Source organism: Sinorhizobium sp. M4_45, from assembly GCF_002885915.1.
GTDB classification, from domain to species: domain Bacteria; phylum Pseudomonadota; class Alphaproteobacteria; order Rhizobiales; family Rhizobiaceae; genus Sinorhizobium; species Sinorhizobium meliloti_A.
Genome location: NZ_NWVE01000013.1, coordinates 1 through 24,042, shown reverse-complemented (window position 1 = coordinate 24,042; position 24,042 = coordinate 1). Strand labels below are relative to the sequence as shown.

22 protein-coding genes and 2 pseudogenes are annotated in these 24,042 nt (G+C 60.4%); 13 read left to right on the top strand and 11 right to left on the bottom strand.

Annotated elements, in window-relative coordinates; all coding sequences use genetic code 11:
* The first annotated feature begins 37 nt into the window (after positions 1-37).
* The 4 genes and pseudogenes from CN933_RS27660 (at position 38) to CN933_RS32300 (ending at position 2,659) form a co-directional block, all read left to right on the top strand.
* Positions 38-460, top strand: a complete 423-nt coding sequence (locus CN933_RS27660; RefSeq protein WP_348627625.1) for a DUF982 domain-containing protein — start codon at positions 38-40, stop codon at positions 458-460.
* A gap of 36 nt (positions 461-496) precedes the next feature.
* Positions 497-1,120: pseudogene (locus tag CN933_RS27655) on the top strand (DUF4142 domain-containing protein).
* A 450-nt stretch (positions 1,121-1,570) separates the two neighbouring features.
* A complete protein-coding gene (locus CN933_RS27645; RefSeq protein ID WP_102762948.1) occupies positions 1,571-2,395 on the top strand; it encodes a manganese catalase family protein in 825 nt (274 codons plus the stop codon).
* A gap of 156 nt (positions 2,396-2,551) precedes the next feature.
* On the top strand, positions 2,552-2,659 hold the full coding sequence (locus CN933_RS32300; RefSeq protein WP_280951628.1) for a DUF2243 domain-containing protein: 108 nt from the start codon (positions 2,552-2,554) through the stop codon (positions 2,657-2,659).
* A 312-nt stretch (positions 2,660-2,971) separates the two neighbouring features.
* Here CN933_RS32300 and CN933_RS27630 read toward each other — a convergent pair whose 3' ends face one another.
* Positions 2,972-4,051: an ABC transporter ATP-binding protein gene (locus tag CN933_RS27630; RefSeq protein WP_102762946.1), complete on the bottom strand. Its 1,080-nt coding sequence runs from the start codon at positions 4,049-4,051 to the stop codon at positions 2,972-2,974.
* 187 nt (positions 4,052-4,238) lie between these two features.
* Here CN933_RS27630 and CN933_RS27625 point away from each other — a divergent pair, with 187 nt between their 5' ends.
* The 7 genes from CN933_RS27625 (at position 4,239) to CN933_RS27595 (ending at position 10,791) form a co-directional block, all read left to right on the top strand.
* Positions 4,239-4,835 carry a GntR family transcriptional regulator gene (locus CN933_RS27625; protein ID WP_245425188.1) on the top strand — a complete coding sequence of 199 codons (597 nt, stop codon included), beginning with the start codon at positions 4,239-4,241 and terminating at the stop codon, positions 4,833-4,835.
* Positions 4,832-5,812, top strand: coding sequence for an alpha/beta hydrolase (locus tag CN933_RS27620; RefSeq protein ID WP_102762944.1), 981 nt, complete (start codon positions 4,832-4,834; stop codon positions 5,810-5,812). Before CN933_RS27625 ends, CN933_RS27620 begins: the two co-directional genes overlap by 4 nt.
* 24 nt (positions 5,813-5,836) lie before the next feature.
* Positions 5,837-7,039, top strand: coding sequence for an extracellular solute-binding protein (locus tag CN933_RS27615; RefSeq protein WP_102762943.1), 1,203 nt, complete (start codon positions 5,837-5,839; stop codon positions 7,037-7,039).
* A 102-nt stretch (positions 7,040-7,141) separates the two neighbouring features.
* Positions 7,142-8,065, top strand: a complete 924-nt coding sequence (locus CN933_RS27610; RefSeq protein WP_102762942.1) for a carbohydrate ABC transporter permease — start codon at positions 7,142-7,144, stop codon at positions 8,063-8,065.
* Positions 8,062-8,895 (top strand): carbohydrate ABC transporter permease, encoded by an 834-nt coding sequence (locus CN933_RS27605; protein WP_102762941.1) that lies wholly within the window; start codon positions 8,062-8,064, stop codon positions 8,893-8,895. The genes CN933_RS27610 and CN933_RS27605 overlap by 4 nt, the downstream gene beginning before the upstream one ends.
* A 22-nt stretch (positions 8,896-8,917) precedes the next feature.
* Positions 8,918-9,799 carry a sugar phosphate isomerase/epimerase family protein gene (locus CN933_RS27600; RefSeq protein ID WP_102762940.1) on the top strand — a complete coding sequence of 294 codons (882 nt, stop codon included), beginning with the start codon at positions 8,918-8,920 and terminating at the stop codon, positions 9,797-9,799.
* Complete coding sequence (locus CN933_RS27595) at positions 9,796-10,791, top strand: Gfo/Idh/MocA family protein (protein WP_102762939.1); 996 nt, start codon at positions 9,796-9,798, stop codon at positions 10,789-10,791. The genes CN933_RS27600 and CN933_RS27595 overlap by 4 nt, the downstream gene beginning before the upstream one ends.
* 136 nt (positions 10,792-10,927) lie before the next feature.
* Here CN933_RS27595 and CN933_RS27590 read toward each other — a convergent pair whose 3' ends face one another.
* On the bottom strand, positions 10,928-11,530 hold the full coding sequence (locus CN933_RS27590) for a hypothetical protein (RefSeq protein ID WP_102762938.1): 603 nt from the start codon (positions 11,528-11,530) through the stop codon (positions 10,928-10,930).
* Positions 11,531-11,635: 105 nt separating this feature from the next.
* On the opposite strand from CN933_RS27590, the gene CN933_RS27585 reads away from it, so the two are divergent.
* Positions 11,636-12,607 (top strand): GlxA family transcriptional regulator, encoded by a 972-nt coding sequence (locus tag CN933_RS27585; protein WP_234841334.1) that lies wholly within the window; start codon positions 11,636-11,638, stop codon positions 12,605-12,607.
* Positions 12,608-12,702: 95 nt separating this feature from the next.
* On the opposite strand, the gene CN933_RS27580 is transcribed toward CN933_RS27585, so the two are convergent.
* The 9 genes from CN933_RS27580 to CN933_RS27530 form a co-directional block, all read right to left on the bottom strand.
* Complete coding sequence (locus CN933_RS27580; protein ID WP_102763050.1) at positions 12,703-13,224, bottom strand: GNAT family N-acetyltransferase; 522 nt, start codon at positions 13,222-13,224, stop codon at positions 12,703-12,705.
* Positions 13,225-13,283: 59 nt separating this feature from the next.
* Entirely contained in the window at positions 13,284-14,693 is a 1,410-nt protein-coding gene (locus CN933_RS27575; RefSeq protein WP_102762937.1) for a hypothetical protein, read from the bottom strand.
* Positions 14,690-15,760, bottom strand: coding sequence for a class I SAM-dependent methyltransferase (locus tag CN933_RS27570; RefSeq protein WP_180980827.1), 1,071 nt, complete (start codon positions 15,758-15,760; stop codon positions 14,690-14,692). Before CN933_RS27570 ends, CN933_RS27575 begins: the two co-directional genes overlap by 4 nt.
* A 208-nt stretch (positions 15,761-15,968) precedes the next feature.
* Positions 15,969-16,700, bottom strand: coding sequence for a helix-turn-helix transcriptional regulator (locus CN933_RS27565; RefSeq protein ID WP_102762936.1), 732 nt, complete (start codon positions 16,698-16,700; stop codon positions 15,969-15,971).
* A gap of 605 nt (positions 16,701-17,305) precedes the next feature.
* Positions 17,306-19,477 carry a xanthine dehydrogenase family protein molybdopterin-binding subunit gene (locus tag CN933_RS27555; RefSeq protein ID WP_102762934.1) on the bottom strand — a complete coding sequence of 724 codons (2,172 nt, stop codon included), beginning with the start codon at positions 19,475-19,477 and terminating at the stop codon, positions 17,306-17,308.
* Positions 19,478-19,487: 10 nt separating this feature from the next.
* Entirely contained in the window at positions 19,488-19,958 is a 471-nt protein-coding gene (locus CN933_RS27550) for a (2Fe-2S)-binding protein (RefSeq protein WP_102762933.1), read from the bottom strand.
* A 76-nt stretch (positions 19,959-20,034) separates the two neighbouring features.
* Entirely contained in the window at positions 20,035-20,430 is a 396-nt protein-coding gene (locus tag CN933_RS27545; protein WP_102762932.1) for a c-type cytochrome, read from the bottom strand.
* Positions 20,431-21,315: 885 nt separating this feature from the next.
* Entirely contained in the window at positions 21,316-22,752 is a 1,437-nt protein-coding gene (locus CN933_RS31375) for a sensor histidine kinase (RefSeq protein WP_127712381.1), read from the bottom strand.
* Entirely contained in the window at positions 22,752-23,471 is a 720-nt protein-coding gene (locus CN933_RS27530) for a response regulator (protein ID WP_102762930.1), read from the bottom strand. Before CN933_RS27530 ends, CN933_RS31375 begins: the two co-directional genes overlap by 1 nt.
* 378 nt (positions 23,472-23,849) lie before the next feature.
* Here CN933_RS27530 and CN933_RS32075 point away from each other — a divergent pair.
* A pseudogene (locus CN933_RS32075) lies at positions 23,850-24,042 on the top strand (IS110 family RNA-guided transposase); the annotation flags it as partial.

The following is a 24,042-nucleotide window of genomic DNA, read 5'->3' as shown; positions in this document are numbered from 1 at the left end:
GTGCCTCAAAACGGAGCAAAGAGGAAGATGTTCCCGCATGGGCGAAACAAGACCGTTGATCGTCTCGCCAGGAGGCGCTCAGCTCGTCGGAATGCCCCTTGATGGCGGAACCGACATACTTCTTCGCCGGTTGGGTAGCGAGATATTTTGGGAGGTTCCAATGAAGGAGATCCCCTGGCGCGTACCCCTCTCGGTGAAACTCCAGAATGGCATAGAACGACGGTTCTGCGGCCCTTACGACGCTCTGGACTTCCTCGAACACGAATGGCCGAATCATGGAAGGCGTTTCCACCGTGCCGTCAGAGATTGCCGTGCGGCGCTGTCGAGCCTTCAGACGGCCGAGGTCGCAAGACGATCCTTCATCGACGCCTGCATAGAGGCGTCCATGCCGTTTGCGGAAGCTCGTCGCGGTCACACTCCGGCTTTGACTAAGAGTACTTCTGTGCGTTGGCGGCACTGAGACTTAAGGGCGCTCGGAAAAGCGGCTGACCGGCACATGTCGGCATCCGAGGACCCAGTCGAGTACGCCTGCGGACGCAGCTTCGGCATCAAACAGTGCGGCATGCGGGAACATCATACCTCTTTTAAGGTGGGAGCTTTTTTTGCAGCCCAAGCCCCGGAGGAAACCATGCGAGTGCTCAACATCGCCATCGCCGCTGCACTAATAGGCGGCGCGTCATACGCCTACGCGCAACAAATGTCGTCCGAGGAGTTCGTAACCATGGCTGCGAGTTCCGATATGTTCGAGGTGCAATCCGGTCAGCTCGCAGCCAAGAACAGCAAGCAGCCCAGCGTTCAGCAGTTCGCTTAGATGATGGTCGCCGACCATACAAAGGCGATTCAAGAGCTGAAGGTTGCCGCCGGCGAAACCAAAGTCACTGTTCCCACCCAGATGATCGACAAGCACGCCGCACAATTGCAGAAACTTCAGAATGCGCAAGGCGAGACGTTCGACAGGGCTTACCTCGAGGCCCAACTCGTGGCGCACCAGGAGGCGCTGAAGCTCATGCAAAGCTACGCACAGAGCGGCGACAGCGAGCCGCTGAAAGCGCATGCCACCAAGGCATCTCCGATCGTTCAGCGGCACCTCGAACACGCCCAGAAGCTAGTTGGGCAATAACGGGAGCGCATTGCGTGAGCGTACGAGCCGAAAGACGCGGCTCCGCCTCGTTTCGGATGGGTGATCTGGGGATGGCGCCAGGACTTGAGCGGTGTCGCAAAACCCGCGCGTGCTCGGCATAGGCATCGATGAAGATACGGCAATAGTCGTGGAGGAACATAAATTTAGGGTAGTCAGCAGTGGCGCCGTCTTGGCGCCACCCACTCGAACATCGCCGAGGCCACCGCAAATCAGGCCCTCTCCATTTACGACCTGAAACTGCACGTGTTGAGATGGGGCCACGGATTCGACATCGAAGCGCGCCGGCCTGTCCATCGGTCGCAGCCCGAGCAACACCAGCCAGGCTTGATCACCCGACCCTTAGCTACTCCTCTGTGAGATTATCCCCGGTTCCTGCGGGAACAAGGCGCAAACAGTCTTGTTAGGCGCTTTTCACGCAAGGAGGCGGCAATGTTTTTTACGGACGGCAAACTCCAGTATCCGGTACGGGTCGAGACGCCTAACCCTTTGTTCGCGCGGGCGCTGCAGCAGGCGATCGGCGGCGTCGAAGGCGAGATTCGTGTTGCCATGCAGTATTTCTTCCAAGCCTGCGGAGCGCGCGGCAACACCAAGTTCCGCGACCTCCTGATGAATACCGCAGCGGAGGAGCTTGGACATATCGAGATGCTGGCGACGGCAGTTGCCCTAAACCTCGAGGGTGCACCCTTGAGCATTCGCGAGGAAGTTGCGGGAGATCCGGTTGGCGGTGCTGTCCTCGGCGGCATCAACCTCAAAAATCTGTTGTCCTCAGGTCTAGCGGCGATGCCGGTCGACTCGGATGGCGTGCCCTTCGACATGTCCCACATCTATGCCAGCGGCAACATCGCCGCCGACATGACCGCCAATGTGACGGCGGAGGCGACCGGTCGCGTGCTGGCCGTTCGGCTCTACGGCATGACCAACGATCCGGGCATGAAGGACATGCTGTCCTTCTTGATTGCGAGGGATACGATGCATCAGAATCAGTGGCTCGCGGCTCTTGAAGAGCTTGGCGGCCATCAGGGAGCCTTCCCGATCCCGAACAGCTTCCCGCAAGACCAGGAACAACAAGAGTTCAGCTATGCTTTCCTAGGCTTCCAGCAGGATGGCAGCGATCCCATTGCAGGCCGATGGTCCCAAGGCCAGTCGATCGACGGCAAAGGCAGCTTTAAAGCCGGTCCGACGATGGCGATGGGACAGAAGCCCACACTCGCTCCGGCCAAGCCGAACAGCGGTGCGCAGTCAGAGCAGATGTGAAACGGAAGCAAAGCGCCGCTCGAGCACGAGGACACCGTCGAAAATCGGTGACGGGCAGGTTGAACCGCCCGTCGCCGACCGGCTTGTCGTGATCATGGAGGGACGAAATTGCCCCGTGCACAAGGAACACGGCTGATCGGCTGCTTTGCCCTCGGGGTGTCGATCGGCGGCTCTTTCGACGGGATTCTCCTGCATCAGATCCGGCAATGGCATCAGCTAGACTCTTCAAGAATCGGAGAAACAACATCTTTACCCGACGGTTGAGGAGGACGGGCGTGGAGCCCCGTGGGTCAAGAGAGCCGTCTTCCGGCTGTGATAGCCGCCAACAGCCGAAAAGGTTACCGACGAAATGACAATCATCGGACCTGATGCGGTACCGCTGACGACCAGCGATCGATTGAATGCGGCACGTTTCAATAGCGTTCTCGGTTGGACGCCGTTCAAGCCGCATCGCCGATGGCAGTCCCTACTGCTGCACGCTCTGCGGAGCCAAGGCGACGCAGTCGGACACTTGTCGCGCAGATCCTGCGAGCTCTCTTAGCCCGATAGGATTCGGGCTCGCCTCTACAGCGCTCGTCAATTCAACCGCCGACGGGAAGAGCCATCGAACACATGAAGAGCGTCTAGGTTTGGGCGCACGTGGATCAGATCGCCGACGCTGATGGTACTCTCGCGGGGAAACTCTACCGTCAGCATACGCGCGTCGCCGGTTTCCAGGTAGCCATAAGTCTGGCTGCCCAATCGCTCAGCCACAGCAAGTTTTCCGCCGAACCATGCTTCTTCTGGAGCGCAGACGACAAGATCCTCGGGGCGGATTCCAACGGTTGCAGTCGCGGCTCGCAGTTCACGTGCGGTCCCGTTCCCAAGCTTGATTGTGCGGCCCTTCAGCCGAACTGCGACCTCATCGCCATGGGCGACGACTTCCGCGGTGATGGTGTTCATCGTCGGGCTGCCAATGAAGCGGGCCACAAAAAGGCTGGCTGGGCGGCGGTACAGCTCCAGAGGCGGACCCACCTGCTCGACGCGCCCGGCATTCAGCACCACAATGCGGTCCGCAAGCGTCATCGCCTCGACCTGGTCGTGCGTGACGTAGACTGTGGTCGCCTTCATGCGGTTATGGAGTTTCGCTATCTCCAGCCGCATTTCTACCCGCAGCGATGCATCAAGGTTCGACAGAGGTTCATCAAAAAGGAAAGCGGAAGGCTCCCTCACGATGGCGCGGCCCATGGCGACGCGCTGGCGCTGACCTCCCGATAGCTGAGCAGGCCGACGGTCGAGAAATGGTTGGATCTGAAGGATCTCGGCCGCGTGCGCCACGCGCTGCCTGATCATCGCTTCGTCAGCCCCGCGCATCTTGAGTCCGAATGCCATGTTCTCGCGCACGCTCATATGCGGGTAGAGGGCATAATCCTGGAACACCATCGCGATGTCTCGCTGGGATGGCGGCAGGGCGTTCACCAGCTTTCCTCCAATATCGAGCCTGCCTCCGGAAATCTCCTCAAGCCCCGCAATCATGCGCAGTAGAGTAGATTTGCCGCAGCCGGAAGGACCTACCAGAACGAGGAACTCACCACTTTCGATGTCGATATCAATGTCATGGATGACCTGTAGCGAGCCATATGATTTTCGGATCTGCGCCAAGCTGATTGCCGTCACGGTTTGGTCCTCCAAAAGGTCAGCTTTTACCCTTGACCTCAATTATCGATATCAATATCAATAATAGCAGGCAAGATGGTTGGCAACTCCGCGGACGCACATGAAGTACTTTTCGGCCCAGTCACATTCGCGAGACGCAAAACCGGCGAAGTCGGCAGCCGCCTTCAATGCGCTCAAGCGGGACATCATGCTCGGAGTGCTTCCTGCTGGCGCGTCACTGACGGAGCTTGATCTTGCCGCCCATTTCTCCTGCAGCCAGGGAACCGTGCGCGAGGCGCTGCTGCAATTGCAGGAGGAGGGGCTTGTGCGGCGGCAGGGACATCGGGGCACGCAGGTTTCTGAATGTACTGAAGCCGAAGCGGTGGAAATGTTCCGCGTGCGCCAGCAGATCGAGTGCAGCGGCATTCTCCGTGCGCTGCAGATGCAGAGCCGTACGCTTGTTGCCGATCTAAAGGCTTTGTGCGCTGAGATGCTGCAGGCGGCGACCGTTGGAGACGAGCTTGAGCTCGCCTCTCTCGACCGCGATTTCCATCGTCGCATCTTTCAGGATGCTCAACTCCCGGCGCTGGACCCGATCTTGCACCGCTGTCTGGTGCACAATCACCGCTTCAAGATTTCACGCAGCACCAGTCCCCGCGATCTTGTCGCAACAGCGCAGCGTCACGGCTCGATCATTGAAGCGGTGGAGAGTGGGTGCGTGGAAAGGGCGAGTGAAGCACTTCGGCACCACATCGCGACCATCGTGGACCTCGGTCCCCACGTTTTCCCAGATGCGAGCCAATGAGCGCGGCTCCCCACATGTCCCGGCTGTCCCCCGAAATGGCGGCGCTCCTTGACCGCGTCGAGCGAGAAACCGGCCCGCAACCGGATCCGACGACGCTGCCTCCTGCGCAGGGGAGGGCGCTGACTGCAAAGAGCAATTGCCGCTGGAACCGCGATCTCCCCGAGATGGCTGCTGTGGGCGACGCCTGGGTCGACGCGGATGAAATCCTTGGCTCTGCGCGCGTGCGGCTGAAGGTTCTCGTGCCGCCAGATCATCGGCCGGGCGCGGTCATCTTCGTGCATGGCGGCGGTTTCGCGTTTTGCAGCCCCGAGACCCATGAGCGCTGTGCGCGGGTCCTTGCGCTGGAGTGCAGTCTGCCAGTGCTGCTGCCGGACTATCGGCTGTCGCCCGAATATCCTTATCCGGCGGGCCTGATGGACGTTGTCGCAGCGTTCCGCTCCGCCTTTGCCGTCACCGGCGCCTTCGGCGTTGCTGACGGCCCTCTCATCCTTGCGGGCGACTCGGCGGGTGCCAACCTGGCGCTGGCCGCCATGCTTCACGAGCAAGCCACAGCAAAAACCGCTGCGGCCGGCGCACTGCTTTTCTATGGAACCTATGCTGGCAATTTTCGTACGCAATCCTACCGCGATTTCGAGAATGGACCGGGTCTGACGACCGCAAAGATGCAACGCTATTGGCACTGGTATGTTGGCCACCGAGATATGTCAGCCGACCCCTTGGCCTGTCCGCTCGTCGCTTCGGACGAAACACTGAAGGCCCTGCCGCCACTTCACCTGATGGCCGCAGGTGTAGATCCGCTGCTTTCCGACAGCATCCTGCTGCACGCCCGCCTCAAGAGCCTCGGGCGCAGCGATACTCTGACGGTCGTGCCGGGTGTTACGCACGGCTTTCTGCAGAATACCCTCGATCTGGCTGCCGCGCGGGAGGCGCTGGTGGCCGCGGGGGTGGCGGCAAAACGAATGGCTGCCGGCAACTGACTTGGGTTTTCAGAGGAGGAGACAATGAAAAACTGGAAGAAACTGGCAATCGGCGCTGCGTTCGCAACGTCGCTTCTCGCAGGCACTGCATCGGCGGAAACTGTCCGCTTCTGGTATCACTTCGACAACCCCGAAAATCCGATGGATGATCTCGTCGCCGAGTTCGAGGCCGCCAATCCGGGCATCGAGGTCGAGGCGGAAAACGTTCCTTGGAACAGCTATTACGATAATCTCTACACCGCGCTTGTCGGGGGCAATGCCCCAGATGCTGCCATGGTGAAGCTGTTTGCGCAGCCGCGTCTCATCGAAATGGGAGCGCTGGAGCCGATCGGCGATCGCATCGATGCCTGGCCCGGCAAGGCGGACCTGCTCGACAACCTGCTGGAACTCAACAAGGGTCCGGACGGCCAGCAGTATTATCTACCGATCCAGTACGTCGTGCTTTATCTCTATTATCGCGCCGACCTTTTCGAACAGGCGGGCCTAAAGCCGCCTGCGACCTGCGAGGAGTTGCGCGACGCGGCAATAAAGCTCACCAAGGCGCCTGAGACCTACGGCTTCGGCCTGCGCGGCGGAAAGGGTGGATGGGACCAGTGGGGCGCCTTCGTGCTCTCGCAGGGCGCCAAGCTCGAGTCCGGTGGTCTAACGACGCCGGAGGCGATTGCCGCCAACCAGTGGCTGATCGATCTCTTCCAGAAGGACAAGGTCATTCCGCCATCGGCACCCAACGATGGCTTCCAGGAAATCACCGGTGCCTTCAAGAATGGCACGACGGCGATGACGATCCATCACATCGGCTCTTCCAACGACATGGTCAAGGCGCTTGGCGACAAGGTTTCCGCCGTGCCGGTGCCGGAATGCGGCGGTGGGCGCTGGACGTCCTACGGCGATGAGTCCTTGGCTATCTTCACTTCGTCGGAGGTGAAGGATGCGGCATGGAAGTGGATATCCTTCCTGGCCGAGGGTGACAACAACGTGGCCTTCAACAAGGCGACCGGCCAGATGACCGTGACGAAGAGCGGCGCTGAAAATTGGACGCTGCATGAGCGTCGATTCGTGGACGCGACGGTTCAGTCACTGCCGTTCGCCCATGTCCTGCCGCAGAACACGGCGACGTCGGAGTTCGTCAATACGGCCTGGCAGACGGCGATGCAGCAAGCGCTGACCGGCCAGATCACCTCCGAGCAGATGATGCAGCAGCTCGAGGCGCTATTCGCGCAGCAGTAGCCCCCCCGGAGCGAGCAGTCTGCGCACGCTCCACCCTTGCCATCCGCCCGCCCGAACCTCAGGGCGGGTGGCTTCCGAATGCCAACTGCCGGGAACGACCGCATGACCGCGACAACCGCTCCATCTCCGACGACGCCTGCCATTCCGACGCCCTGGAGCGTGCGGCTGATGCCATACATGCTGCTGGCGCCGGCCGTGGTCGTCACGCTGTTCATCGTCTTCTTTCCAATGGCCCAGGCGGTCTTCACCAGTCTCTACGATCTTGTCCTGTGGAAGCCGAACGCCAGCCGTTTCGTCGGGTTCGGGAATTATGTGAAGCTCTTCGCCGATCCCGTCTTCTGGATTGCACTCGGCAATACCGCCATCTGGATCGGCCTGACAGTGCCGCTTCAAATGGGGCTCGGCCTGTTGACTGCGCTGCTGCTCAACCGGGAATTCCCCTGGCGGGGGCTTGCGCGGGCCCTCATCATCATTCCGTGGGCCCTGCCGAGCGTGGTGATCGCGTTGATGTGGCGCTGGATCTACGATCCCAATACGGGCGTCTTAAACGATATCCTCATCTATCTCTCTGTCGTGCAGTCCGCCGTGCCGTGGCTTGCCGATCCGAATCTAGCGCTTTATGCGATCATAGCGACGCTCACCTGGCAGGGCTTTCCCTTCTTCGCCGTCATGATCCTTGCCGGCCTCCAGGGAATTCCACGGAGCCACTATGAGGCCGCGTCCATCGACGGCGCCTCTCCATGGCGCCAGTTCGTGCATATCACGCTGCCTGGTATCGCCCCGGTGCTGGCGACGGCGGGACTGCTTCGCGTCATTTGGGTCGCCAATTCCATGGACGTCATCTTCGTCATGACCGGCGGCGGCCCAGGTTATGCAACCCATACCCTGCCGCTCTACGCCTTCGTCCGCGCCCGCCAGAACCTCGATTTCGGCTACGGCACGACGATCGCCGTGACTTTCACGATCCTGCTCGGCGCGATCGTCGCCGTCTATCTTGCCCGTACCATGCGGGAGGTTGAGCGATGAACAGATCCTCCACGTTCCGCCGTATCCTCACCACCGACCTGCCGGTACTCTTGATCGTGCTCTTCGCCATGGGGCCCTTCGTCTGGATGGTGCTGACTTCGCTGACGCCGACGGAGGCGCTGAACGCCACCGGCGTTTCCGTCTCGCCCGCCGGCTGGAGCCTAGACAACTATGTGCGCCTGCTCCAGCAGACCTCCTTCCTCGACAACATGCTCGACAGCCTGATCATAGCCTGCGGCACAGTGGTGCTCGGCCTTGCCGTCGCGGTGACGGCGGCCTACGCCTTCTCGCGCTTCCGCTTTGCGGGTCGCAAGCTTCTGATGTTGCAGTTCCTGCTCATCAACATGTTCCCGATCGTGCTCCTGATCCTGCCGCTCTTCGTGCTGATGCGGAAGGCTGGCATTCTCGACACCCATTTCGGCCTGATCCTCGCCAATGCAACGGTCGCCATTCCCTTCGCGGTCTGGATGCTAACAAGTTATGTCGGCGCGATCCCGAAAAGCCTTGACGAGGCGGCGATGATCGACGGCTGCTCGCGGCTGACGGCATTGCTCCGGGTCGTGCTGCCACTCACGATACCAGGCATTATTTCCACCGGCATCTACATCTTCATCACGGCCTGGAATGAATATCTCTACGCGCTGACGCTCGGCGGCAGGAACGTCCGTCCGGTCACGGTGGCGATCCAGACGCTGATCGGAGAATACCAGATCGAATGGGGCCTGCTTGCGGCGGGCGCCGTCGTCGGCGCGATGCCGGCCACCATCCTTTTCCTTCTCGTGCAGCGCCGCCTGATCGGCGGGCTGACCCAAGGCGCGGTGAAGGGCTGAACCGAGTGAAAGAGGACAGACAATGAACCCCGTCGGGTTGATCTCCATGCAATATGCGCGGCCGTTTACGTCGGAGCATTTCCCGCTGTTTTCCGAGATGAAAAGGCTCGGCTACGATTTCGTCGAGCTTCTTGTGCCTGAACCGGGCGAGCTCGACCTGGAGGAGGCGCGCCATGCGCTCGAGGCTGCCGAGCTCCAGGTCGTTCTCGCCGCCCGCGTCAACCTGCAGCGCAATCTTTCGTCGGATGATCCGGGCGCGCATCGCGCCGGCGTCGACTACCTCAAATATGCGGCCGATTGCGCCGCAGCTCTCGGCGCCACGATCGTCGGCGGCCCGCTCACGGGCAACCCGCTCGTCTTTGCCGGTCGGCCGCCGCAGCCGGTGAGCGAGGAGGAGCGCTTTTCCCGCAAGACTCGCTGCGTCGCGGGTTTGAAGGAAGCGGGCGATCATGCTGCCAGACTGAACGTCGTACTGGCGGTCGAGCCGCTCAACCGGTTCGAAAGCGACGTGCTCTGCACCACGCAGCAGGCGATTGAACTGCTCGACGCTGTCGATCATCCAGCCGTCCAGCTCATGCTCGACACGTTCCACATGCACATGGAGGAAGCCTCCATTGCCGAGGCGATCCGACTCGGCGGAAAGCGCGTCGTGCATTTTCAGGCCAACGAGAACCACCGCGGCTTTCCCGGTACCGGGGCGACGGATTGGGTCGAGGTATTCCGCGCGCTCCATGATATCGGTTATGGCGGCCCGATCTCGCTCGAGCCCTTCCGTCGCAACGACGACCGCTTCGGTGTTCCCTTTGCGCAGTGGCGTGCTCCGCACGAGGACGAGAGCGAACGTCTCGCCGCGAGTGCCGCATTCATCAAGTCCCACATCCTGCTTACGGAATATCGTCGATGACACTCAAGATCGGTTGGATTGGCTGCGGCGTCCACGCCACTCAGATGCTGCTTCCGCAACTCGTTCGCCATGATGTGCAGATCGGCGCGCTCTGCGATATCGACGGCAATCGTCTGACCTCCGCCGGGCGGCAGTTCGGCGTCTCGAACCTGACGAGTGATGCGGAGGAGCTCATACGCCGCTCCGACATCGACGCCGTCGGCATGGCGGTCGGGCCGGACCAGCATCTCCTGTTCGGCAAGATGGCGCTGGAGCGGGGCCTTTCCGTCTTCATGGAAAAGCCGCCGTCCGGTAGCGCCGCCGGGGCACGCGAACTGCTCGCGGCCTCGAAAAAGTCGGGCAAGCCGCTGCTTCTCGGCTTCATGAAGCGTTATTCAGCCGGCAACAAGATCGCGGCAAACATCCTGCGCTCTGGTCATTTCGGCGAAATCTACGGCCTTACCGGCTACTACATGACCGCGCCCGGCTATTTCGCAGGCAATGTCGACTATACCGGCTTCTTCCTGCATCACTGTGTGCATTACATGGACCTCGTCTCCTTCCTCGTCTCGCCGGTCACCAAGCTGACGGCCCGCAAGGTCGAGAAGGGCAGGGGCAAGGTGCTCTTCCATGTGAACTTCGATTTCGAATGCGGCGCCATCGGCACGATCGCCATGGGCACCGCGCAATCGCGCGGCGCGCCCGTCGAACGCATCGAAATTATGGGCGATCACCAGCGCATCGAGGTTGACAACGTCATCGACGTACGCTGGAACCGCAACCCGCCCTTTAAGGTCGACGATCCCGCTGCCACGCTTGACGATGCCGTCGACACGTTAATCTGGAAACCCAACTTCACTGCGGCCGCCAACGAGGACCCAAAGGGTTACCATTCGCTGCTCGCCGACGTTATCCCGGCGTTAGCGGGACATAAAACTTCGGCCCCGACGATCGCAGACGGCGTGGTTGCCATGGAGCGTCTCGAAGCATTGCGCCGCGAGTTGGCGTTGTAGTTTTTTGGGTCAAGGCATGACAAAGGTTGCGTCACAGCGGACACTGCGTGGGTTTGTCCGAAGGTCGTCGCAGCGCGAGCGCATCGAGATCAACCTCAACGCCGTAACCTACGGCAGGGTGCCCGTCTCAGGCTTCTCAGCCTCTCAGTGTTGCTAAGACTATGACGATCGCGAGAGCAGTGTCCAGCACGAAGCAGAACTCGGCCATCGACCGTACGACGACTTTGTTTTTGACGTGGTGATAGACGTCCCAGCCGGCATGCGCGACCAGTCCCGCCGCTACCAGGAGCGCTCCCACAAAGGGGCTGATGAAGAGGGCCACGGTGGCTAAACCGCCGAAGGCGCTCATTGCGATGGCTTGCAGCGGCAGTTCGCGGTTAGGACGTCTCAGAGCCCGGATCACGCCATAGACCGCAAAGAGGGCGGCGAGGATAAGCATCGCCCATGTCGCATCGAACGGTATGAGGCCGAACCTTGCGACGGTGATCACTACCACCGATAGCAGGAATGCCGGCCAGGAAACCCATGGAATCTCCAAGGCAGCCGCTGCCAGGTACACGAGGCCCGAGGCGACGACGATCGCAGCCAAGTCCGTGCCGTGCTCCGAACCATTGAGCAGATCGATCGAAACGAAAGCCGCGAATGCCAGGCCGATCGCCGTGGGCCACCATTGTATCGACTCCCAGCCCGACGTGGGGGATTCGGGCGCTGACTTTGATGGTTCCGATGCTTCAGTCATGATTACTCCTCCCTGCGGTGGCGCGGTCCTTGGCCGACCACTAGTGTGAACACTAGCAGGCACATAGAGTTGGCAGGAATGACAAAAGAATGGTAAATCCTGCCAGTGCTGCATCATATCGTCATTGCCGTCTATCAAGACTTCGAATTGCTGGATGCGACCGGCCCGGCTTCCGTTTTCGCATCCGCCAACCACGCACTCGCAGAGGATGGAGAGCCTGGACGCTATGCCGTGCATTTGGCCTCGCCGACCGGCGGTGCGGTGCCGAGTAGCAGCGGGGTCGTCGTCGAAACCAAAGCACTGGCGAAGGTGCCACGAGAGGTTGACACAATCCTGGTGGCCGGGGCCGAAGCCGGCGCGGTCACGGCAGCAACCCGGACGCCGGAATTAGGGCGGTGGTTGTCGCGGAGCGCCTCGTCCGTCAGACGACTCGGGTCGGTTTGCGCCGGCTCCTTTGTGCTCGCAGCGGCGGGACTGGTGGATGGTAAGCGTGTTGCCACACACTGGAGCGCCTGCGAAGCGCTCGCGCGACTCTACCCCTCCCTTACGGTCGACGCCGATGCACTCTATGTCGTCGACGGCAACGTCTGGACATCGGCGGGAGTGACCACCGGTATTGACATGGCCCTCGCCATGGTCAGCGAGGATCTCGGCAGCGCGCTTGCCAGTCGGGTCGCCAAGCGCCTAGTCCTCTACGCACGCCGTCCCGGCTATCAGTCTCAGTTCAGCCCGCTGCTGCTTGCCCAGGCGAAAGCCGATGCTCCTCTCGCAGATCTCCTGGTGTGGGCACAAGCCAATCTCGATACCGCGCTGGATGTGCCGAGCCTTGCGGCCAGGGTTGGCCTCTCGGAGCGGACGTTTTACAGACGGTTTGTCGCCGCGATCGGCGAGACGCCGGCACAGTATATCGAGACCGTGCGGCTGGACGCGGCGCGTATCTTGCTCTCCCAAGAACTTCCGTTGAAGGAAATCGCAAGGAGGGTGGGGCTTGCGCCGACCGCACGCTTCACGCAGGTCTTCCAAAGACGCTTCGGGGTGACGCCGCGACTCTTCCGTGAGACCCATACGAACAGGTGAGCCATGTTAGACGCAAAGCTCAGCTGAACTCATACTAAAACAAATGTCCGTCAATTGGCCTAATGAGGCGAGTGAAGTGAAACGAACGGAAATGGTTATCTCTTCAAGCGCAGGACCATGATCAACTCGTCATTCTCCGCATCGTGACCCAGGAAGCCGTTCGGAATGCGGCCAACCTCTAGGAATCCGTGACGCTGATAGAAGCGTATCGCTGCCGAATTCTCGGCATTTACGGCAAGCTCCAGCTGCAGTGCTCCGCGGTCTCGTGCATGCTCCGTAACCTCATGCAAAAGGGTTGCCGCAACCCCGGTCCCTCGTTCGCCTTTCCGCACATACACGCTGACAAGCCTCGCGCGATGCGCCATTTTCCTCGCTCGCTCAAACCTGAGCCCCATCATGCCGACGGGCTGCCCGCTTCGGAACGCGACAAAGATCGGCTGGTCGAGATGTCGGCGCCATTCGCGGTCGGAGAGATGGACCCAATCGCCATATACACTCGCAAACGAAAGCGGTTCATGTGAAAGCGCCTCCAGGCGTATGCGGCGAAACACGTCTACGTCCCGGACTGACAGGCGTCTGATTACCGCCTCTTCTTCAATCGACACATCGACCTCCAACAGAAGTTCCAGGTCAGGTCGGACGAAATCCCAGCATCGAAGCCGCTCAGAATCCTCGATCACGAGCCCGACCACTGCCACTCCTCGGACCCCAAGGTGATAGCTCCGCTGGCGATGTGCCCTGAAAGGTCCGTCCAAATCGGATCCCTGATGAAACTTGCAAGGTCACCGCTCGATTGCACCAAAGGCATCGCCGCGTATGTTTCAAGAGGCGTCTCGGCTCCTCTGAAGAGCTTGATCTCCCGGAAGGGATTGCCGTTGAGAGGCTTCAAGACACGATGGCCCCAAAGCCCAGGTTGGTCGTCTTCACGCATTTCGGTCAGGAAATCGCAATCACCCGATCGCTTAAGCCCGATGGCGGTGAGATAGCGCATAAGCGGGTAGTAGATCGTCTGGCGACATCCCCCAAGTGCTCTCACGCCGGGCAAAATGGAAGTCACCAGGAACACAGTATAAAGGCTCGGCACGATCGCTCGCTGCCGAAGCGCCGCTGCGATGCTGTCCGGCCGGAACTTCACTTCGAAGTCCGACGGACACGTGGCCCTGAGGGCGTTGTCCTGGAGGCGAAGCGGAACAATCCTCCCTTTTTCCATGCGCCAGAAGAGATCGGTCGTCCTGCGGACCCAACCCTGCCACGGTCCAATGTTCAGGCGATCCATGGCATCCAGGATGCTCTCGGCGACCTTTCCGTCTCCGATGAAATCAGCCGACATCCAGGATCCAGCGTCTTCGAGATGGTCGGCGACCAGGTCTGCGATGTCGAAATCATCGAGCTGAAGCAGCTTGATGGGGGAGGGGAGATTGCCGCGCCAGAGGGTTTGATTGGCCGCCCTGATTGCGTCGGCCGCAGAACCAAATTCCTCCGACGGCAGTTCGCCGAGGAGGCCGGCGGCAGTGGCATTTGGTGCCGGATCGCCTTTGGCATTCGAGAGCGCGAAGCGATAAGGACCATTCAACCCGCAGATGCTGAATGAATCCATTCGGCTCCGGGGTAAGCCGAAGACGTTGAGGGGCTCGTCTTGAAGCCAGAGCCAGCCCGGACCCTTCTTTGCCTTTTCCGAGAAACTGACCGTCGAGGCATGATAGGTAATGTACCATTCGCGGCCATGGGCCTGCAGGCCTAGCAGGCTGAACAGATGCGTGTAGAACGCATCCGGCTCGATCAGCAGCAGGCAATGCGGACCGGTCTGCAGTATCGGTGACCCCATCAACTGAAGGCTGGCGCTTCGAGCTTCCTTAGGGTCGTAACCGGATCTGAGAGCTGCCCGCTCGACGCAACGGCATAGCAGCTCCATTGCATGGCGACGCGCGCAACACTCGGAATGGAATTTCTCGACGTCGTGGGCAACCGACGCGTAGTGTCGAAGGGGACATTCCCAATAGGAGGTAAGATGCGGCATCAAGGCAGACAACGTGCGGCGCACGTCGGCTGCGCTGCAATGCTCGCCGGCCTTTCCGATTATCGTCATTTCATGACGCCGAGCTTCGGGGCGAGCAGCATCATGGTATTCGCGCTACGCCACGTCAGATCAGGAGCCAAGGCCTCTGCCTCGGTATCGACGATCGCCGCTGGCAAACGTTCGTAGCAATAGTTCGGTGGAATTGCCGGCTTCACCATCAGCGAAACCAGTTCCAACATGGAAGCGCGGGAGTTGGATGACACGATGGTGTAGAAATTCCCGCTGTTCCAGGTCAGCACTGAGTATCGGAAAAACGCCCGCAGAGCGGCTACCGTGGTCGCCAGATCGACTTGAAGATCCGTCATCGTGTTGAGGACTTCATCTTTTTTCTTGGAGATGTGACCTGTGGAGAAGAATCGGGACTTGAAAAGCTCGTCCTTCTGCCGCTCGCGTTCCTCATAGATATCGCGGTCTTCATGCGCGAGCTTCTGCACCAGCACGAGGAGACCGCCAGGCCGTATGCGAGGAACAACGAACTCCAGCTGCTTTAGCCGATCGCGGTCGTACATCTGAAACGTCGTGTCTTCCAACAGCACGTCGAAGCCGCCCCGAAATGGGAGAAGATCCTTGTCGGTCGCGTATCGATCGTCGTCCAACTCAAAGAATGGGCCGTGGAAGAAGTGCGCGTGCTCGCTTCCCCGGTTCGAGAAGAACGACGCTCGATTGGCTGCGGTTGGACTGCAGCAGAGCGCCTCGATGCGACCATCGCCAAGCGTGGCGAGCGTGCGCGCGAGGCAACCGGTGCCCGTGCCCAGCGTGTATATTGTCGTTGGGGAGGCGTTGCGCGCCCAGGTCCTTAAGGCGAAGGAAAGTAGTGCAGCACCCAGACGGCACTCCTCTTCAAGCCTATAGGGAATACTGGCAAAGTAATGGCTGTCAAAATTACCCCAAAGACGCCGATGCGTATCCGCGAAAATTGCGCTCTCGAGATCAAAGTCGAGCAGGCTCATGTCGATTTTCGGTTCGGCAAGATCCGGTGCTCCACCCTTTCCCCTGGCGGTTCTTTCGAAGAACTCTGCCAACGCGGTAAGTCGGGGAGCATTCCGCCAGTGTTCAATAGTTGTTCGATCCACCATCGCTACCTCCCGATATAGCCGTCGGGTGGCGTGCTTCGTCTCAGCCATCGTCGAGATGTTTTATTTGCCGCCCGCATCTGCCATGCGTGAACTTCTGATCTCATCTGTGGACCCAGAGGAGCGGGTAGCCAATCTACCTAATTGGGGAGGTTGACCGTTCCGGGAATGTCGAAAGAGAGGGACGGGCCGCAAATGCGATCGGGCGCGGTCAGATTTTGATCAACTCGAGGAAGCTTGCCTTGGCAACGGCGTGATAACTTGTAAAAGCACCGAGTTTTTGCCTTGCCGATCGCAGGTACAACTTCACCGCGTTTTCAGAGATGCCTAGATCCGCCGCTATTTGTTTGGAAATCCGACCTGTTGCAAGAAGCTGAAGGCACTGGCTTTCGCGCCTGGAGAGGTTCCGGTAGCGGCCAATCTCTCGAAGACCGCTTGCAGACAGCATCGTCTCATGAAGATAGTGGGAAAGGATCTGCAGCTCGTGAATGCTCGAAGCGCGTAGCCGCGACCAGTCGCGCTTGGGCAGGTTCGAGGTCACGGAAAAGAGAGACCGTTCGCCTTTCGAGCCTCGGATGGGGATCGTCAAGCCATAGGGGCCAATATCGTGGGAACGCGCTTCCTTAAACAATCGGTAAACCTGTGCTGACCGCCGATCGAGAGAGGACCAGTCCACCGGGAGGAACCCCCAACGGACGACGTCAATCACCGGGTCTATGTCGAAATAGCCCTTGTCGATGTATATCTCAGTCCACGTATCTGGATATGTCGTGCAGTAGTCGGGGTACAAACCCGACCTGCCTCCGTTGCGAACCACAAGCAATGTCATGTGCGACAGGCCGTGTCGCACGCAAAGTTTGCGCAATGCGGGGTGAAGGTCCTCGCGATGCTTCGCTGCGTGGAGCGTCCTCAGGGACAGTGAGAGTCTGCGGTTGTCGACCATCGGTGGAAATTTCAGTTTGTTGCCTTCGCTCTGTGTTTCGACCCTGACTGTTCAGATCGGAGAACCGGATCTTAATGGCAGCGCTCGGGCAACGAAATTGTAGGAAAATGCAAGTGCCCAAAATCGTCGCTAGTCCGCAATCTGATTGGGTTCACGTTGGATGAGGTGGAAGGACTTTGGGTAAAAAAGGGGGAGTTGGTGTTCTTACCTTCGGCCTCGGTCTCAGAGCTACCAAGAACTCAGGAGGGGCCCGGCGGGTAGCTATTGAGCTGGCATCCAGTCCTTTCGCATCGTCATGGTCGGGGTGTTCAACCGCTCTCGAACCTCCAAGTAACGCTCGGCCACTTGGGCGAGCTGACAATCCTCTATCTCGAGCGGCAGATCATTGGCGAGGTGCGCCCATGGCGCCGCCGCCCAAGTCAGCTTGCGGGGTTGACCCGCCATGGGCTGCGGCACCGTCACCCGCGGTCGCGTCGGAGCCTCGTTTTCGCCCCTGAGGCTTGCGCCGAGAGGACAGATCATCCGGACGCCCCCAACCGCCGGTCTCATACAGCGTCGTTGAAGGGCGCCTCGGCAGCGCGCGATGCGGCCCTCGCCAACACCCATCAAACGCCGAGGCTGTTGTTCTTCAAAGGCAATTGTCGGATGCGCTTGCCAGTGGCCGCAAAGACCGCATTCAGAACCGCGGGTCCCGCCACCGCGATCGTCGGCTCGCCGACGCCGCCCCAGAAATTCCCCGATGGCATGAGAATGGTTTCCACAGCCGGCATCTGGTCCATACGCATGACTTCGTAGGTATCGAAATTCTCCTGTTCGACGCGACCGCCATTGATCGTGCACTCGCCGAACAGACATGCGGAAAGACCGTAGACGAACGAGCCCTCGACCTGGCGCTCGGCCTGGGCGGGATTGACGACGTGGCCAGGATCCGTCGCGGCAACGATCCTGTGGATCTTGAGTTGGCCATCTCTGACCGAGACTTCCGCCGCGGCTGCCACGTAGCTGCCGAAGCCCATGATCTGGGCAAGGCCGCGATGGATACCGTTTCCGGCCGGCTTTTCCCAACCGATCCGTTCGGCGACTGCGTCGAGAACGGCAAGGTGGTTAGGATGGTTGACCAGCAGTTTTCGCCGAAATTCGAGCGGGTCGATGCCGGCCTCGTGGGCGAGCTCGTCCATGAAGCACTCGACGTAGAGAGCGTTCTGATTGAGATTGACCCCGCGCCAGAACCCCGGTGGAACTGGGGGATTGCGCATCGCATGATCGATCAGCAGATTGGGGATGGTATAGCCGAAGGCGCCTTCGGCACCGCCGTCGTTCAGACCCTGGAACACGGCCGGATCGCGCCCGGTCTCGCGCACCTCGGCGCGCAGCGACCAGAGAATCGACTGCCCGCTGATCCGCATGTGAAAGGCGGACACGTTGCCCTGCTTGTCGATTGCTGCTCGCAAGCGGCATTGCGTCACCGGATGGTACGCGCCGTGCAGCATGTCCTCTTCGCGCGACCAGATAAGCTTCACCGGTGTACCCGGGAGTTCCTTGGCGAGCTTTACGGCCTGGCGGACGTATTCCTGATAGTTGCCGCGCCTGCCGAAGCCGCCACCGAGGTGGAGCTTATAGACCTCGCATTGCTCCATCGGCAGGCCGGATGCTTCGGCCGCGGCGGCAAGGCTCATCTCTCCATTCTGGGTCGGCACCCAAACTTCGCATTTATCCGTCGTATATCGCGCCGTCGCGTTCATGGGCTCCATGGTGGCATGGGCTTGGTATGGAAAAGAATAGGTAGCCGTGACGACCTTGGCGCTCTCGGCAAGTGCTGCCCGAACGTCCCCAATCGCCGTGCCAACGACTGCGTCTTCTGCGTCCAGACCTTCTCGCAGCATTGCGGCAATCGTTTCGCTGGTGACGTTGGTGTTCGGGCCTTCATCCCAAACAATCGGCAGCGCATTAAGGGCGGAATGCGCCTGCCACCACGTGTCGGCAACAACGGCAACGGCCGTTTCATCGACCTGAACGACCTTCCGAACGCCCGGCATGCCCGAGACGGCTGCGGCATCGAAGCTTGCCACCTTCCCTCCGAAGACCGGGCAGGCTTTGATCGAGGCGTTCAGCATGCCCGGCAGTTGCAGGTCGACACCATAAACCTGCTTGCCCGTCAGCTTGTCGCGCGTATCGAGCCGCGGCAACGGCTTGCCGGCAATCTTCCAGTCCTTCGGATCCTTCAGCCGCACATTGGCCGGCGGTTGCATGTGCGCTGCGAGCGAAGCAACGGCGCCGTAGGTGACGGTCCGGCCGGAGGGATTGTGGGTAATGACGCTGTTCGCCGCCGAGCATTCCTGCACCGGGACCTTCCAGAGCGTCGCGGCCGCAGCGACGAGCATTTCGCGCGCGGTGGCTCCGCCCTGGCGCACATATTCGTGCGATTCCCGAATTCCTCGGCTGCCGCCGGTCGAGAAATTGCCCCAGATGCGATTTCGCCTCAGGCTTTCACCGGGTGTCGGATATTCTGTGGTGACTTTCGACCAGTCGCATTCGAGCTCTTCGGCGACGAGCTGCGCCAGACCGGTGAGGGTCCCCTGACCCATTTCGGAGCGGGCAATCCGGACGACGACGGTGTCGTCCGGATGAATGAGGACCCAGGCATTCACCTCAGGCAGGATGGCGTTTCTCTCCTGGGCCTGTGCAGCAAAAGGCAGGTGAAAGCCCAGCGAGAAGCCGCCGGCCGCAGCGGCGGTGCCGATCAGAAAGCGGCGGCGCGACAAGATTGCAACTGTCATGGTCTGGCCCTCATCCTTTCTGAGACGTGCTCATGGTTTCCGCTGCGAGCTTGATCGCCGCACGGACGCGGTTATAGGTGCCGCATCGGCAGATATTGGTGATTTCCGCGCTGATGTCGTCGTCCGTGGGCTTCGGAGTGTTGTTGAGCAGGGCGGCAGCCGCCATGATCATGCCGGCCTGACAGTAGCCGCATTGCGGAACGTCGAGCGCAAGCCAGGCTTGCTGGACCGCATGAGAGCCGTCCTCGGACAGGCCCTCGATCGTGACGATCTGTTGATCCTGCGCGATCGCATTTGCCGGCAGGGTGCAGGAACGCGTCGCCACGCCGTCGATAAGCACGGTGCAGGCGCCACATTGCGCAACCCCGCAGCCGAATTTCGTGCCGGTGAGGCCCGCCTGCTCACGGAGCACCCAGAGAAGTGGCGTCTCCGGATCCACTTCGATATCCCTTGTTCGGCCGTTTATCGTCAATCGAGCCATGACATGATCCTATCGTTAGCGAGGAAAACGACGGCGGCGCACCGCCGGCATTCGCGTTGAACCGACCGGGGAATGCCTAGTGGATCGGCCCTGTCGAAAGATTTTGCAGGTAAGTGATGATGGCCGAGCGTTGCGCCTGATCGCGAACGCTCACGCTCATGGTCGTACCCGGCACGGCCTGGCGAGGATTGTTCAAGTAGGCGTGGAGGCGTTCCTCATCCCAGACGAAGCCGGAGGCGCTGAGCGCCTTCGAGTAGCGAGCGCCTGCGACACTGCCGGCAGCACGCCCGATAAGCTCGGAGAGATGCGGACCGGCGCGATTTTCGCCTGGGTCCACACTGTGGCAGGAGCCGCAACGGCTGCGGAAAAGCCTCTCGCCCTCGGCAGCGGCCGCCGGTTCCTGTGCCAGACTCGCATCGGGACAGAGCAGGACGCCGAAAATGCAGGCGGAGATCAGATGCTTGTTCTTCATAATGGTCCTCCGAACGGGCGGCTGCAGGGAGGGCGGAATGCCTCCGATGGAGATCGCTTCGAGAACCAAGGTAGTCGTCATTTGTCGCAGAGATTTGCCGGTGGAACCGCCGAGTTGTAACGAATTATCTCAAAGCATGCTGGACGAGGCCGCGCGCGAGACAGGCTGGCCTGGTGCCACAGGCGCAGGGCGATCGAGTTCCCACGCCACGACGGTTGGTTTGGCGCTACGGCTTTGCTCCGCCCGCGCGAGTTCCCCTGGTGAAAGTGTCAAGCTGAATTTCGGCTCTGCTGAGCTTTGTTTTTGACGCATATTCGGCCGCTACTCGGATTTGAATTATATTTCCGGCACCTCATACTAAATTGTCCGACACATGCTGGTACAAATTACCATAGAATCTGGGAAAATATTGCGACAAGTTTCGGCTAAGCTTCGACCATCAAATCATCCCTCAAGAAAGTTCTGAAGCATGAAACGTAAACTCGTCGAGAGTGAGCCTGGGTATCTTCGTGATCGCCGTGCAGCTGTTGCGCGGCCAGCGGCGAATGTATTAGCGGGTTTACTGCTGAGTGCAGCTTCGATCCTTTGCGCCGCGATGATTGTTCCGGCGGCTGACCTTACCGAAGAGACTTGCGCGGCTCAGACAGCAAGGGCCGATAAACAAGCGCCGTGCCTGAAGCTGGCGCCGGCTCGGGCCTACGGCGTGCAATCGTCATTGCGGCACACAAGCTGAAAGGCCGCCAATCAGGGAAGGGCGCGGCCGCACACATCGCCATTGCACCGCCGGGATGCGGTATGCGCTCGTCGCCGATCTGGACGGTAGGGTTGCCGCTATCCGCGCAAGGGCCGCCGGAACGCCTTATCCACAGCCAAGGTAGCAGCGCTTCAAGCGCCTCGATCCGACTTGGGAAGCGTTATCGTCGCGCTCAGGCCATTCTTCAGTCGCGACAGGGTGATGTCGCCGCCGTGGTGGCGAACGGTTGCCCGGGCGATCGACAGGCCTAGGCCAACCCCGCCCGTTTCGCGATTTCGCGAGGACTCCAGTCGGAAGAATGGCTCAAAAACACGCTCGAAATCTGCTTCGGGAATCCCGGGCCCCTCGTCCTCAATTGCGATTCGAACGGAGGAGGGCGTCTCATTGAGCTGGACGCGAGCCTCGTTGCCGTAGCGCACGGCGTTTTCGATCAGGTTGCGGACGGCGCGCCTGAGCCCGTCCGGACGGCAGCGATAGGTGATCTTGGGACTATCGAGAAATGTTACATTCTGCCCGAGGTCAGCAAGGTCGTCACAGAGGCTTTCGATCAAAGCCGTCAAATTGACGGTACGCGTTGCCTCCGTCACGGCCTCCTCGCGCGCAAAGGCAAGCGCTGCCTCGGTCATCGTCTGGATCTCGCCGATCGTCGCCATCATTTTCTGCTGAGCGTCGCTATCCGTCACGAATTCGGCCCGCAGACGCAGCGAAGTAAGCGGCGTGCGAATATCGTGACTGATCGCAGCGAGCATGCGCGTCCTGTCCTCGACGAAGCGCGTAAGTCGCGCCTGCATCCGGTTGAAGGCCTCCGTCGTCCTGCGGATATCATCGGGACCCGTTTCCGGCAGTGGCTCGACGGATTGGCCTCTGCCGAGAGCCTCCGCGGCGCCGGCCAGCCGGCGCATGGGTCTTGCCATGCGGTTAGCTACGAAGACACCGATCAACGCAAGCGTTGTCGCGGTGACCGCGAGCGAGACGAGGGACTGCGTGTTCCAGAAAGGATTCGGCATCGTCTTGCGATAGACGGAGTTCAGCCAGCGCCCATCGCTGAGTTGGACCGCAAGCCCCATGCCGTTGGAATCGCCCAGCGGAAGAAACTTGGCAAACCGGGGCAGGCTCCATACGTCAGTCGAAAGTCGCGTCCAGCCCTCAGAGGCAATTGCCCTTTCGAAAAGCTGGAGACCCTTGGCTGACGGCGTCTTGGCTGGCGCAGCCGAGGTTAGCTCAGGCGGGCGATAGGCTGGGAGGAGGTTGGGTAGCGGTTCCTCCAGTTGCGCGACTGCCTGTTTTCGCCAGGCGAGCGTATCGACGGGATCGTGTCCCGACATCCAAAAGCGTGTATACGTTGTTCCGCTTGCCCGCAGGACATCGGTATGGAAACCCGGAGGAATGGACTCGAGCAGAGTTGCAAGCGACGCCGTACGGCTCAAGAATTCACCCTTCGATGCCGCGCGCAATGCCTTGTCGCGTTCGTCCCAGGAGATCAGAAACCCGATCACTTGCGACAACACAAGCGCCATCAGCAGAAAACAGATGAACTGAGCCGCGAGGCTCTTCCTCCACCACCGCATCAGTAGGTTTCTACCTCCGCCACGAAGCTGTATCCTCCACCCCAGTGCGTCTTGATCAATGATGGATTTTTCGGGTCGCTCTCGATCTTCTTGCGCAGCCGACTGACCTGGTTGTCGATGCTGCGATCAAAGCTCTCGGCCGCACGCCCAGCCGTAAGGTCAAGCAACTGGTCACGGCTCAACACCAGACCGGGGTGCTCCAGGAAGGCATTGAGCAGCCGGAACTCCGCCGTGCTCAACGCCACGCTCACGCCATCGCGCCCGAGGAGCTCCCGGCGGCCAGTGTCGAGTTCCCAGACGTCGAAGCGAATCGATTTGGCCCTGATCCTTCCGCGCTGGGGCGGGAGGCTGTTGACGCGCCGCAGCACCGCCCGGATCCTTGCCAGGAGTTCGCGCGGGTTGAACGGCTTCGTGATGTAATCGTCGGCGCCGAGTTCCAGGCCGACGATCCGGTCCGTCCCGTCTGCCATCGCCGTCAGAAAGATGACCGGCAGCTCCGTCGTCGTGCGCAACTGACGGCAGACGGTCAGGCCGTCCTCGCCAGGCATCATGATGTCCAGCACGACGAGATCGGGGGCGCCCTTCTCCAAGAGGCGTCGAAGCGCTTCGCCGCTTTCCGCGACGGAAACACGGTAGCCCTGTTGTGTGAGATATTTCCCGACCAGGTCGCGAATATCGCGATGATCATCCACAACGGCGATGTGAGGCGTCGGTTGCATATCGCTCCAGTCCGGGGCGGAGTTGTCTTTACAAACACATATCGCCAGCGCCCAGGCTCCGCATTCAAAAAAGTGTATCAAACAGTGTCAACTGCGAAACCTCGACCTCGACGATGGCATTCTGTTGTACGCCCCATATTGCCCTGCAACATGACTAAATCGGGGAATTTGCGGCGGCACGAGCATCCAAGACCACCCAACGGCGTTGATACACTTTGCCCCGAACAGCACATTCACTCGCATAACCACGCGACAACTTACCTCTAGGGTCTCTCCTGTCCGACGCCTCGCGGTTCCCTCGCATCTGTTCGGACTTCGTCGCCATCGCGCCCTGACACCTCCCGAGCCCCGCGCCCGTTGAGAGAACGGATCACTGAGATGCAGTCGATGATCGAGGGACAGTCACACTTCCAGCCTTTCGGCTTATCTTATTGGGGTTTCGCGGATCTCAATAAGGGAGTTGGAAGCATGACTGCCTCTTATAATTACCATATCGGCGTCGACTACCACAAATCCTACAGCCATCTGGTCGTGCAGGACAGCAGTGGTAAGACGCTGCGCTCAGGTCGGG